Genomic DNA, 12,110 nt, shown 5'->3' with positions numbered 1-12,110 from the left:
ACGGGCAAGCGCCGACGACGGCTTGAATACGTTTCTCAGGGCTCGGCCGGACAGACCTGGCCGATAAATCGCTGCAACACGGCAAGCCCACCGCTCTCGATCAGGGTGGAATGGCTGCCCTGTTGCGTCGTCCAGATCTGTTTCGGCTGGGGGGCGGCCTCGAATACTGCGAGGCTCTGGGCCGGTGGCACCGTATGATCCTGCAATGTGCGCATCACCAGCAGGGGCATTTTCAATGCGGGAATACGGCCAAGCGTATCGAAGCGGCTGCGCAGGAGAAGCCGGACCGGCATGTAGGGATAACGTGAGGCGGCCACATCCACGATGCTCGTATAGGGCGCATCCAGAACCAGCCCGGCTGCCGGGAAAGCCAGAGCCGTGCGCAGGGCCACATTCGTGCCCAGAGACTCCCCATACAGAATGATCTGTCTCGGCTCGATGCCCTGCTGGCGCAGGAACGCCATTCCGGCGGCGGCATCCATCATCAGACCCGCTTCTCCCGGTTTGCCGGGATTACCGCCGTAGCCGCGATACTCGACTGCCAGAAGCCCGGTGTTTCCTTGCGCCATAAGGGCCAAGCGGCGCGCCCGGCTGGCAATCGTCCCGGCATTGCCGTGCAGATACATGATGACCGGCCCCTGCCCGACCGGCGGCCGGTAGTAGGCTGAAAGCGCCAGCCCATCCTGCGTGTGCAGGGTGACGCGGCGCGCGCCGTCGATCAGATCGTCGGGGCTGGCGAGGGGGGTGGTGTCGGCTGGGAAAACCAGACTGTCCTGACGCAGGTACAGAAACGCCCCCATGACCAGATAGGCAAGAATGACGAGACCGACAAAGAGGGAGAGATATCTGATCAATTCAAGGGTCTCGGAACCAATGCGACGATACAAGCGTAAGCAGGGAGATGTGACCTGCCCATCCCCAGATTGTCGAGAGCCGGATCGATGAAATATTTATGGCCCGTACCCGTTTTTCTGGCTTTCCTCTCTACTGCCGTGATGGCGCAGGCTGCTGACAAGGCTCCCCCCAAGCCACTGCGCAGCTATCAGCATCTCTGGACGGATGATAACGGCGTGAGCCACATCGCCCGTTGCCCGGTGTCGAATTTCTTCCTCAAAAGCATGTCGCCGCCTGCCGGACCTCAATGGCAAGACCCCATGGAGCCCCAGACGGCAACCGTGATGATGACCTTGCAGCCGCAGCACTGGAATGGCGCATGGCACCCCGACCCCAAGCCGCAATGGATTATCCCGCTCAAGGGGCGCTGGTGGGTGCGCGCCATGGACGGCACGCGCGTCGAAATGGGGCCGGGCGATATTCTTTTTGGTGAGGACCAGAATGTGCGCCCCATGGAAAGCGGCCCCTACAAGGGCAAGAAGGGCCATGACGCCGGCAATGTGGGTGATGATGAAGTAACGCTTCTTGTCATTCAGTCCGCCAACCCACCCGAGCGCAACAAGCCTTGCCGCTACCACTGAGGGCCCTGCTCTTCCGTCACGTCAGGCCTTGTGCCCTGCACGCTGCGATCGGGCGGGATCGCGCAAGGGCCATGAACTGTGTCATGATCGCGCCATGACCAGACGTGTGATCACTTCTATCGATGTTGCCCGTCATGCCGGGGTTTCTCAATCGGCCGTTTCCCGCGCCTTTTCCACGACGGCCAGCATCTCGCCGGCCATGCGTGAACGCGTTTTCAAGGCGGCGGAAGAGCTCAACTACAAGCCCAACCGCATACCGGCCATCATGCTGACTGGCCGTTCGGGCATGATCGGCGTCATCGTCGGCGGGCTTGGCAATCCCCTTTACGGTTATGCTCTTGAGAAGCTCTCTGCAGGCATCAGGGAGGCTGGTTTTCAGGTCCTGCTGGTTCAGGTCATCGATGACGTGACGCTCGATGCCGCCCTCGACCAGCTTGCAAGCTATCGCGTGGACGCTCTTATCACGGCGCTGGCAATCGGCACTGAAGAGACGGTTCAGGCCATCTCGGCCCTGAATATTCCGGTCATCTGCTTCAACTCGGCGCTGACGGGGCCCGGAATCTCGTCGGTGCAATCCAGCAACATGAAATCCGGCCATCACGCGGCCACGCTTATGCATGGTCTCAAGGTGAGACATCCCGTCTGGCTGGCGGGCCCCCTCCAGAATGCGGCATCCCGCGCGCGCGAAGCCGGGTTCATGCGAGGATGCGCTGAACACGCGCTTGAGGTCACCCGGATTCAGGGTGCCGATGACTATCAATCGGGGTTTGACGCCATGTCAGCCGCCCTCGCACAGGGCCATCGTCCTGATGGGGTGTTCGCCAGTAATGACCTCATGGGGTGCGGCGCACTGGATGCGATAAGGCAACACACCGATCTGCGTTGCCCGGAGGATATCGTGGTGATTGGCTACGACAATATCCCGCAGGCCGCATGGCAGGCCTATCAGCTCAGCAGCTTCGACCAGCGCCCAGATGCGCTCGTTACCGCAGCTCTGGACATTCTCGCCCGGTCCTTCTCCACCCCGGATGAGCGTCTGTCCGAACGTCACGAGATCGAAGCGGAACTCGTGCTCAGGCGCAGCACCGGGCGGGTGTAATTCATCCTGTAACACTTGAGTCCTGCAACCATCTTTCCTTCTGGCGTTAGTTTGCATAGCTATGCACTTCAGGCCGGGATGAGGAGGCTCTGTGCTCTCGTCCGGCCACCCCAGGAGATTACCTCATGACAGACCGTTCCTTCCGTTCGATCCTGACCGGATCCTTTTCCACTCCCTGCGCCAAGAACCCCACCGTTGCGATGATGGAAGCGGGTTACGCCAAGGCCGATATCGACGCCCGTTACATCAATTGCGATGTCAAACCGGAGAATCTGGCTGCCGCTATTGCAGGTGCAAAAGCGATGGAGTGGGCGGGATTCAACTGCTCCATCCCTCACAAGATTGCCGTGATCGACCATCTCGATAATCTGGCTGAGTCAGCCAAAATCATTGGCGCGGTGAATTGCGTGCAGATCCGTGACGGCAAACTGACCGGCAACAACACGGATGGAAAAGGCTTTCTGGCTTCGCTGCGCAAGGTGACAGAGCCCAAAGGCAAGACCATCGTCATTCTGGGTGCGGGAGGGGCTGCACGGGCCATTGCGGTGGAACTGGCCCTCGCCGGTGCCGGCAGAATCACCATAGCCAATCGTAGCCCCGACAAGGCTCAGGCCATTACCCAGCTTCTCACCGAGAACAGCAAGGTCGAGGCCCATGCCATGACATGGGAGGGCGAGTTCGTCGTGCCGGAGGGCACCGATGTGCTGATCAACGCGACTTCCATTGGTCTGGGTGACGCTGAGGCAATACCCGCCGTCAAGGTTTCGAGCCTTGGTCATGCTTCCATCGTGGCCGATGTCATTCCCAACCCGCCCATGACAAAGCTGCTGCGCGAAGCAAAGGAACAAGGCTGCCAGACGCTTGACGGACTCGGCATGCTGGTCAATCAGGGCATTATCGGGGCGGAACTCGTGCTTGGTGCAAAGCTCTCGCCAGTCGTTATGGAAAAGACGCTCGCCACCCTGTTCGGGGCGCAGGACTGACCCCAAACGTCGATGAAGCCGAGAGAGCGCCATGCTGACACGGCGCCTCTCAGGCTCCTGGCACCACAAGCAACGCGCACCCGTCGAGGAGCAGGATGATGACTGACTCACATGACGCGCAGCCGCCATCGCACCCCGAGACTGTCGAAGTGGCCCTGCGGCGCCTTGAAAAAGCGCCCGACCAGCGTGACCACGCGCATCGTATGGTGGCCCTTGCAGCAGTCATTGCTGCCATTGGCGGACTACTTTTCGGCTACGATACCGGCATCATCGCCTCAGCACTGATCTATATCACCCGTAGTTTCAGCCTCGACAGCACGGGACAACAGGGCATCGCCGCGGCACTCAATCTGGGTGCCGTGTTCGGGGCAGTCATGAGCGGCCCACTATCAGACAGGATCGGCCGTCGCCCTTCGGTGGTAAGTGCCGCACTGGTCTTTATCCTTGCCTCGCTGGGCTGTGCGCTCTCACCGGATGAAACATGGCTGATTGTCGCGCGCTTCGCGCTGGGCTGGGCCATAGGCGCCACAACACAGATCGTCCCCGTCTATGTGGCTGAACTGGCCCCGGCCGAGCGTCGTGGCGGGCTGGTTTCACTTTTTCAGCTCGTTTTCTCGCTTGGGCTGCTCGTCGCATTCTTCACAGGGTATTTTCTCGCCGGACCTGCCGATTGCTGGCGCCTGATGTTCGGGCTTGGTGTCATCCCGGCGATCTTGCTGGCTCTGGGCATGATGTTTCTGCCCGAAAGCCCGCGCTGGCTGCTCGAACATGGGCGCGAGGCGCAGGCTGTGGCCGTGCTCTATCGCCTGCGCGGCCATCACGAACCCATTCGTCAGGAGCTTGACGCCTTGCGTGATGCACAGGCGAAATCCGCCGACATACCGGGCTGGTCGGCCCTGCGTGCACGCTGGCTCCGCCCGGCGCTGATTGCTGCTATCGGGCTTGCAGCCCTGTCACAGCTCTCGGGCCCGAATGTGATTGTCTATTATGCGCCGATCATTCTCTCCGAGGCCGGGCTGGGCCATACGGCCTCGCTTCTCACCTCGGTGGGCGTGGGGGTCACATCGACAATAACCACCCTCATGGGGATCATGCTGATCGACCGTGTCGGCAGACGACGCATGCTGCTGGTCATGCTTCCTTTTGCTGCTCTCGCCCTGTTCGGGCTTGGGGCCTTATTTCTTGACCACGCACCCCTTGGCGGAACACGGCTCGTCCTCGTCATTATTGCGCTGCTGGCCTATATCTTCTTCAATTTTGGCTCGCTCTCCGTCGCGGTCTGGCTGATCGCCTCCGAGGTTTTTCCGCTGATCATACGCAGCAAGGCCATGGGGCTCGCCAGCGCCACGGTCTGGCTGTCTGACACGCTGGTCTCGCTGTTCACCCTGTCACTGGTTCATGATCTGGGGCGCAGTGGCACATTCTGGCTTTTCGGCGCTATCAACGCCCTCGCTTTCCTGTTCGTCCTGCGCTTTGTGCCCGAGACGAAAGGCACCACGCTCGAAGCTATCGAGACCCGTTTGCGTGAGGGGCATTTCCGCCCCTGATACGCTTCCTGACCCGAAGCGAGGGGCCTGTAGCTCAGACGGATTTCTGGCGTTTTTCGGCAGCGCGACGCCAGAAATTACACAGCACCATGCCTGTAATGCCAGCCAGCATACCGAACGCCGTGGAGCTGAGCCGCGTTGGCGGCAGCAGTGCCATCAGGATACCGCTCGACCCGCCAATGGCGAACGCCATCGTACCCAGCAACGCCGAGGCCGCCCCCGCCTGATGCCCATGATGGGTGAGCGCCAGTACGTTGGCGTTGGGACCAATGAAGCCAAGCGTGAAGGTTGTGGTGATAATTAGCGCGCAAAGCGGCCAAGGGTCGCTTTGCCCCACGATATGACTGGCGCTGACCGCCAGCAGGATCAGCCCTGACACGAGGCAGGCCACAAGCCCTGCCTGCATGACCGTCGTGAATTCATAACGATGCGACAGACGCCCGTTGATCTGCGTCGCCAGAATGAACCCGCCAGCATTGATGCCAAAGAAAATGGCAAAGGCGCGAGGCGTAAAACCAAGCAGATGCTCGAAAAGGAGCGGCGCGTTGGAAAGATAGGCAAACATCACGAAGGTGCTGAAGCTCGACAGGGCGGCCGAGGACATGAACACAGGCTCACGCACCAGGCTGACATAACGGCGCAGAATCTCGACCGGCGGCAGGGCATAACGCCGCTCGGGCGGGAGCGTCTCGGGCATGACGGTCAGCCAGAGCCCGGCCAGTAAGGCAGCGGCGACGGCACCCGCCCAGAAAATCAGGCGCCAGCTTCCGAAGGCGAGGAAGATACTGCCCAGCGTGGGCGCAAGAATAGGCCCGACGCCGAAGACGAGGGTAAGCTGCGACATCAGGCGCACAGCCTCATGCCCGGTTGCCACATCGCGCACGATGGCACGCGGGATGACACTCGTGATGGCGCCGCCCAGAGCGGCAACCAGCCGCAGAAGACAGAACGACCAGTAGGAACTGGTTGTCGCCAGCGCGATGGTCGCGGCCACATAGATGGCCAGACCCACCACCATGGGCTTGTGTCGGCCAAAGCGATCGGAAAGCGGACCCAGGCAGAACTGCCCGATGGCAAGCCCGATGAACCACGCTGCCAGCGTAAGCTGCGCAGAGCCTGGCCCCTGCCCCAGATCCTGTTCCAGCTGGGGAAAGGCTGGCAGGTACATATCGGTCGAAATCGGACCGATCGTACTGACAAGCCCGAGCAGGATGATCTGCCCGGTGGAAAAACGTATGGCGGGTTGGGTCGATGAGGTCAGCACGGGAAAACCGGGTCCAATCAGTCTTGGCCATCGAGACACGAATACGAATCAAAGGCGCATGGCGCGCCCTGGCCGTCACCCGGAAGGAGGGCTGAGCCCGGTTTCTCAGGGGGAGTCGTGTCTGTCAGACATAGAAACCTCTTCTCCTCCTCCCCTGCCAGAAAGGCAACCAGCCTTTTTGCCCTTACGCCCTGTGCCGCGTGCATATAACAGGTTTGTGTGGCTGCCTTGTTCTGCTGCGGAGCTTGACCAGCCCCTGCCCCGAGGATCGAGGATCGAGGATCGAGCGCCCTCACTGACGCGACCCGGATCGGGAAACCCTCATCGACGAGCGCTCCATGTCATGACATGCGACCTTCGTCCTGTTCCTGCCGCGTGGCTCGCACATACAACAAGAGTGCATGCTTTATCTATACTCATCTCTTTTTTTGTAAATACTATAATAAAGACGTCTATTATCTTTTAATTCAATATATCATGTATAGACGAGCCAAATAATGAAATCGCTGATACGCTCTTTTTTGACGTTCATCATGATCATGACCGGAGCGTCCGGTTATGCGTGGGCCAATGCCCTGCCCCACTGCATCAGTCCTCAGGAAGTGGTGTCAGGCACCCGACTGACCATCAATTGCGCCGAAGGATATTTCGACTGGCAAACAACGCATGAGGCATTTATGTCCCACCCAATATTCCACCTTATTTTCGCCTCCTGTATTCCTGATATCCTCTCATTCAATACCGATGCGTTCGCAACACGTGACCGCCAGCTCTTCGAACTCAGTCCAGAGGGCTTGAAGCATCGAGGAGCTGGCAGGGCCTTCAATCCCGCATTTGACGATCAGGGTGAAACCAGACGTTGCAACGAATACTCGGCAACAGCCGATATCTGCCTCGAGCGCGGTGTCGATCATGCTGTCAACTTCATCGAGAACCATCGCCCGCTTCGGCAACGCATTGAGCTCATCATCTCCAGAACCAGAGCCATACGAAGCTTCGCGTTTCTCCCCTCGCCCGATGCGCTCGGAGGTCTCGTCAGTCTGATGATTGATGGGCGCACCGGCTATGAATTCGTCACGGCTGATATATGGCTGCAGTCAGCACAGCCATGGTCAGAAGCACGGTCAAGCCCAGCGCAGACACCATAGAAGGGGCGAGCCGCCGCCGCCCTTTCCAGCACGCGAGCTTTATCCCGTGCCCGGTTTGGGCTACGCCCTGCACAAAGAGAATTCGCACAGGATAAGAGATCACATGCGCATAGCGATGATTGGCGGCGGTTATGTCGGACTGGTTTCCGGCGCCTGCTTTGCTGAGTTCGGCACCGAGGTCGTGATTGTCGAAGCGGATCAGGACAAGCTGGCCGCGCTCCGCGCCGGGTCCATTCCCATCTACGAACCCGGTCTCGACAAGATTGTCTCGGCCAATGTCGCAGCTGGTCGCCTCAGCTTTACCGATGATCTCGCCACCGCCATCGCGCAGGTCGAGGCTGTCTTCATCGCCGTGGGTACACCGACACGACGCGGCGATGGCCATGCTGATCTGACCTATGTGTATGAGGCCACGCGCCAGATTGCCCGTCATGCCCGTACGGGTCTGCTGGTTGTGACGAAATCGACCGTGCCAGTGGGCACAGGGCGTGAAGTCGCCCGCATCCTGCGTGAGGAACGCCCCGAACTCACCTTCAGCGTGGCCTCGAACCCGGAATTCCTGCGTGAAGGCAATGCGATCGGGGACTTCATGCGGCCTGATCGCGTCATCATCGGCATTGACGATACCGGCGCCGACAAGGGCGAAACTGCCAGCGCCCTCATGCGACAGCTCTACCGCCCGCTCTATCTGATCGAGACGCCCATCGTCATGACCGGCCTTGAGACGGCCGAACTGACGAAATACGCTGCCAATGCCTTCCTTGCCATGAAGGTGACCTTCATCAACGAGATGGCCGATCTTTGCGAAAAAGTCGGTGGCAATGTTCATGACGTGGCGCGCGGTATGGGCCTCGACCAGCGCATCGGCCGTAAATTTCTCCATGCGGGGCCGGGCTATGGCGGCTCCTGCTTCCCCAAGGACACACGCGCCCTGACCGCCATTGCCCGTGATGCCGGGGCCCCCTCCCTTCTGGTTGAAGCCACGGTCTCCATCAACGAGTCCCGCAAATCTGCCATGGCCGAACGCGTGATCGCCCTGTGTGGAGGCACGGTCAAAGGCAAGAAATTGGCCGTACTCGGTCTGACGTTCAAACCCGACACTGATGACATGCGCGAGGCCTCTTCCCTTCCGCTCATTCATCGCCTCGTGGAAGAAGGTGCCATCGTTCAGGCTTTCGATCCGGAAGGCATGAAACCGGCCCGCCCCCTCCTGCCAGAGAGCGTGATCTACGCAAATTCTGCCCAGGAGGCCGCAACGGATGCCGATGCGCTGATCGTCCTGACCGAATGGAACGAGTTCCGCGCCATCCCGCCCGCCAGGCTCAAGGCCGCGATGCGCGGCAGGGTGATTGCCGATTTTCGCAATATCTGGGACCCCGCCACCCTGCGCGACGCAGGGTTCACCTACCGCTCCATCGGGCGCCCCTGAGCGGTCCCGCCCATGAATACGATGAAGTCAGTTCCCTGACGTCACCGCACCCGGGTCGATCCGGTTTCTGTACCCATGTCCCTGACGCGGTACGGGCCGGAGTTATACATGGCAGGGGCAACGCCCCCTGCCATGCATCAGTAGAATGGTTCAGATTGCGCGTTTGGCCATAGCAGCGGCACGGGCTGCCGCCTTCTCTTCATCGGTCCAGATCTTGCGCTCACGTATTTTCGGCACCTTGATCTGCTTGACCGGGCCGCCGCCCAGCACCGGTGCCCGTGCCGTGGAATGGCGTGCTTTCTCGCAATGCCATTCGTGATTTTCATGCACGGTCAGTGCGCGTCCGATCGTGCGCTCCACATCGTGCAACCAAGCGCGCTGCTCAGCATCGCACAGGGTGATGGCCCGCCCGCTACGTCCCGCACGGCCCGTGCGGCCAATACGATGGACATACGCCTCAGGCAGGCTGGGCAGATCGTGATTGACCACATGCGTCACCGTATCGACGTCGATACCGCGTGCGGCAATATCCGTGGCGACAAGAACCCGTGCACGGCCTTCGCGGAATGCTTCGAGCGCCCGTTCGCGCTGACCCTGCGACTTGTTGCCGTGCAGGGCTTCAGCCGTGATGCCCGCTTCGGTAATATGAGAGCAGACCTCATTGGCGATGTTCTTCTGAAGTGTGAACACGACAGCCTGTCCGACATCGGGGGCGCTGAGAAGCGATAGCAGGGCCGCTTTCTTGTGCTCAGCATCGAGAAACATGACTGTCTGCTCGATACGATCCACCGTGGTGGAAGGCGGGGCGATTTCCACCTTCGCCGGATCGCGCAGCAGGCTGTCTACCAGTGCCGCAATGGATTTCGGCATGGTTGCGGAAAAGAGGACCGTATGGCGCTCAGCCGGCGTTGCAGCAACGATCTGCTCGATAGGCTTGGCAAAGCCCATATCGAGCATCTGGTCTGCCTCATCCAGCACCAGAGCTTCGAGAGTGGACAGGTCGCAAAGCCCCTGCTCGATCAGATCCAGCAAACGACCGGGCGCCGCGACGAGAATATCGACGCCTTCCCTCAGCGCATTGACCTGATGAAACTGGCTGACACCCCCAAAGATTGTGGTCACGCTGAAATCCAGATGGCGGCCAAATGCCTCAAACCCATCGGCAATCTGGCTGACCAGTTCACGCGTAGGCGCCAGAACAAGAACACGGGCACCGTTTTTCGGCGCGGGACGTGGGTCAGCAGCCAGGCGATGAAGCAGGGGCAGCGCGAAGGACGCGGTCTTGCCCGTTCCCGTCTGGGCCATGCCCAGCAGATCACGGCCTTGCAGCAGCAGGGGGATGGATTGCGCCTGGATCGGCGTGGGCGTCTTGTAGCCAGCCTCGGCCAATGCCTTGAGAATAGCAGGCGCAAGAGCCAGTTCGTCGAATGTCATGGTCAAGATGAAACAGCGCCTCCGGCGCACAAATTGGTTGCGCCTTGGCGGGCATTTAGACTGTGGAAGTGCTCTTTTGCGGGCGAATGGTCGTCGCGTCAACGCAATCGCGCATTCATGTCCTTATGGTCATCCATTGTGGCAATAAGGATGCGTTTCACGCCTGTCCTGCCCCTCGCACGATACCCGGACCGCACTCTCCAGTGAAACGCGCCGGAGTGATACAGCCGATCCAGCAGGGCATTCACACCCCTTGAGGCGACAACAATGCCGAACTCGGGGCAACAGCTTATCCATATCACCTGGCAGAAAAGCAGCGCGGTACACATCCTGACTGTATCACCCCTGAAAAACTCCCTGTCAGGGTGCAGGCTCGCCCATCTTCCGAGCGTCGATCGCACCAACATACGGAGGCAATTTCTCCCAACTTATGGTGGTTTGCACCATATCAAAACAAACAAAAGTGGACACCCCTCAAGGATAATAGCTTTGGCATGTTTTTTGCACGGTTGAGATCATGATCAAGATCCCACCCCTTTCAGGCTTCGGTTCCGACGGATTTACGGGCGTTACGCTCGGCGAAGCCGTGCGCGCGGAGCAGGTGCCGGAACTGGTAATAGGTCAGCCCCAAAGCCGTGGCGGCCTGCTTCTGGTTGAAGCGCGCATCGCTCAGGGCGTGTTCGATCAGGGCACGTTCATAGGCGCGCGTGGCTTCGGTGAAGGTCAGCCCCTTAGGGAGGGAAGCAGGCAAAGGCGCGGATGGGGCTTCACGCGAGGCCGGCGCGGCGGCGTCCTGCACGATGCGCTCCGTCATGACGGGCAGGTTCGTGGCCGTCGCTCCTTCGGGGGCGAGAGGTCGCAACCAGTCGGGACCATTACGAAAGGGGTCGAACACGATGTCATCGAGGGGGCGTTCGGGCCGCTCCATACGATAGACGCTGCGCTCCACAACGTTGCGGAGCTCACGCACATTGCCGGGCCATTCGTACTGCATGAGGCGCTCACGGGCCTTGTCGCTGAACCCGGCGAAAAGCTTGCGACCGAGGCTTGCGGTCATACGGGTGGCGAAATGCTCGCAGAGAATCAGGATATCTTCATGTCGGGCACGAAGGGGCGGCAGCATGACCACATCGAAGGCAAGACGGTCGAGCAGATCGGCTCGAAAATCACCCTTGCGGGCCATGTCGGGCAGGTCGGCATTGGTTGCGCCGATAATGCGGACATCGACATGGATGGTCTCGTTCCCGCCCACGCGCTCGAAGCTGCCATACTCGATGACACGCAGCAGCTTTTCCTGAACCGCCATGGAAGCCGAGGCAATCTCATCGAGGAACAGCGTGCCACCATGCGCCTGCTCGAAACGCGAAAGCCTGCGACGCTGGGCCCCGGTAAAAGCGCCAGCCTCATGACCGAACAGCTCGCTATCGAGAAGGGTATCGGGCAGGGCTGCACAGTTGAGCTTGATAAGCGGCCTGTCCCAGCGCGGCGAGAGCAGGGCCAGTCGTGCGGCCACAAGCTCCTTGCCTGTACCGCGCTCGCCGATGATCAGCGCCGGCCGATCGAGCGGTGCGAGACGCGAGATATGGTCGAGCATCTCCAGAAACGCAGGAGATTGTCCGATCGGTGTCGGGTTTTCTTCGTTTCTGGCAGATCGCGCCATTTTCTGGCCAGTCTCATCCGTGGTGTTGCAATAACTCTATCTTTCACCTCGGATCGTTACGCTTGCAAGAG

10 protein-coding genes are annotated in these 12,110 nt (G+C 60.2%); 6 read left to right on the top strand and 4 right to left on the bottom strand.

The features are described from left to right. Positions 1-35 precede the first annotated feature (35 nt). The gene (locus tag P5689_RS09735; RefSeq protein ID WP_285532998.1) at positions 36-854 is read right to left on the bottom strand and encodes an alpha/beta hydrolase; all 819 of its coding nucleotides are present in this window, start codon (positions 852-854) and stop codon (positions 36-38) included. Positions 855-995: 141 nt separating this feature from the next. Between P5689_RS09735 and P5689_RS09730 the strand changes: the two genes are divergently transcribed. The 4 genes from P5689_RS09730 (at position 996) to P5689_RS09715 (ending at position 5,104) form a co-directional block, all read left to right on the top strand. Beyond that, entirely contained in the window at positions 996-1,475 is a 480-nt protein-coding gene (locus P5689_RS09730; RefSeq protein WP_285533878.1) for a cupin domain-containing protein, read from the top strand. A 94-nt stretch (positions 1,476-1,569) separates the two neighbouring features. Beyond that, positions 1,570-2,574, top strand: a complete 1,005-nt coding sequence (locus P5689_RS09725; protein ID WP_285532997.1) for a LacI family DNA-binding transcriptional regulator — start codon at positions 1,570-1,572, stop codon at positions 2,572-2,574. Positions 2,575-2,699: 125 nt separating this feature from the next. Continuing rightward, positions 2,700-3,557: a shikimate dehydrogenase gene (gene aroE, locus P5689_RS09720; RefSeq protein WP_285532995.1), complete on the top strand. Its 858-nt coding sequence runs from the start codon at positions 2,700-2,702 to the stop codon at positions 3,555-3,557. Between the two features lie 98 nt (positions 3,558-3,655). Further along, on the top strand, positions 3,656-5,104 hold the full coding sequence (locus tag P5689_RS09715; protein WP_285533877.1) for a sugar porter family MFS transporter: 1,449 nt from the start codon (positions 3,656-3,658) through the stop codon (positions 5,102-5,104). Between the two features lie 34 nt (positions 5,105-5,138). Here P5689_RS09715 and P5689_RS09710 read toward each other — a convergent pair whose 3' ends face one another. Continuing rightward, a complete protein-coding gene (locus P5689_RS09710) occupies positions 5,139-6,368 on the bottom strand; it encodes a multidrug effflux MFS transporter (protein ID WP_285532993.1) in 1,230 nt (409 codons plus the stop codon). A gap of 497 nt (positions 6,369-6,865) precedes the next feature. On the opposite strand from P5689_RS09710, the gene P5689_RS09705 reads away from it, so the two are divergent. Together P5689_RS09705 and P5689_RS09700 are read left to right on the top strand one after the other, a co-directional pair. Beyond that, complete coding sequence (locus P5689_RS09705) at positions 6,866-7,516, top strand: hypothetical protein (protein ID WP_285532992.1); 651 nt, start codon at positions 6,866-6,868, stop codon at positions 7,514-7,516. A gap of 103 nt (positions 7,517-7,619) precedes the next feature. Further along, on the top strand, positions 7,620-8,945 hold the full coding sequence (locus P5689_RS09700) for a UDP-glucose/GDP-mannose dehydrogenase family protein (RefSeq protein WP_205835967.1): 1,326 nt from the start codon (positions 7,620-7,622) through the stop codon (positions 8,943-8,945). A gap of 150 nt (positions 8,946-9,095) precedes the next feature. On the opposite strand, the gene P5689_RS09695 is transcribed toward P5689_RS09700, so the two are convergent. Together P5689_RS09695 and pspF are read right to left on the bottom strand one after the other, a co-directional pair. Beyond that, a complete protein-coding gene (locus P5689_RS09695; protein WP_285533875.1) occupies positions 9,096-10,379 on the bottom strand; it encodes a DEAD/DEAH box helicase in 1,284 nt (427 codons plus the stop codon). Between the two features lie 538 nt (positions 10,380-10,917). Next, positions 10,918-12,039 (bottom strand): phage shock protein operon transcriptional activator, encoded by a 1,122-nt coding sequence (gene pspF, locus P5689_RS09690; RefSeq protein ID WP_285532991.1) that lies wholly within the window; start codon positions 12,037-12,039, stop codon positions 10,918-10,920. Between the last annotated feature and the right edge of the window lie 71 nt (positions 12,040-12,110).

Source organism: Asaia sp. HumB, assembly GCF_030263835.1.
In the GTDB taxonomy this organism is placed as follows: Bacteria; Pseudomonadota; Alphaproteobacteria; order Acetobacterales; family Acetobacteraceae; genus Asaia; species Asaia bogorensis.
Note: the sequence above shows the minus strand (reverse complement) of the source record. Positions and strands in the feature narration are given on the sequence as shown.

What these genes read in the sequence shown, in the direction of transcription:
- pspF (WP_285532991.1), bottom strand. Translation starts at nt 12,039, where the DNA reads ATGGCGCGATCTGCCAGAAACGAAGAAAACCCGACACCGATCGGACAA.
- P5689_RS09725 (WP_285532997.1), top strand. Translation starts at nt 1,570, where the DNA reads ATGACCAGACGTGTGATCACTTCTATCGATGTTGCCCGTCATGCCGGG.
- P5689_RS09705 (WP_285532992.1), top strand. Translation starts at nt 6,866, where the DNA reads ATGAAATCGCTGATACGCTCTTTTTTGACGTTCATCATGATCATGACC.
- P5689_RS09715 (WP_285533877.1), top strand. Translation starts at nt 3,656, where the DNA reads ATGACTGACTCACATGACGCGCAGCCGCCATCGCACCCCGAGACTGTC.
- P5689_RS09695 (WP_285533875.1), bottom strand. Translation starts at nt 10,379, where the DNA reads ATGACATTCGACGAACTGGCTCTTGCGCCTGCTATTCTCAAGGCATTG.
- P5689_RS09730 (WP_285533878.1), top strand. Translation starts at nt 996, where the DNA reads ATGGCGCAGGCTGCTGACAAGGCTCCCCCCAAGCCACTGCGCAGCTAT.
- P5689_RS09700 (WP_205835967.1), top strand. Translation starts at nt 7,620, where the DNA reads ATGCGCATAGCGATGATTGGCGGCGGTTATGTCGGACTGGTTTCCGGC.
- aroE (WP_285532995.1), top strand. Translation starts at nt 2,700, where the DNA reads ATGACAGACCGTTCCTTCCGTTCGATCCTGACCGGATCCTTTTCCACT.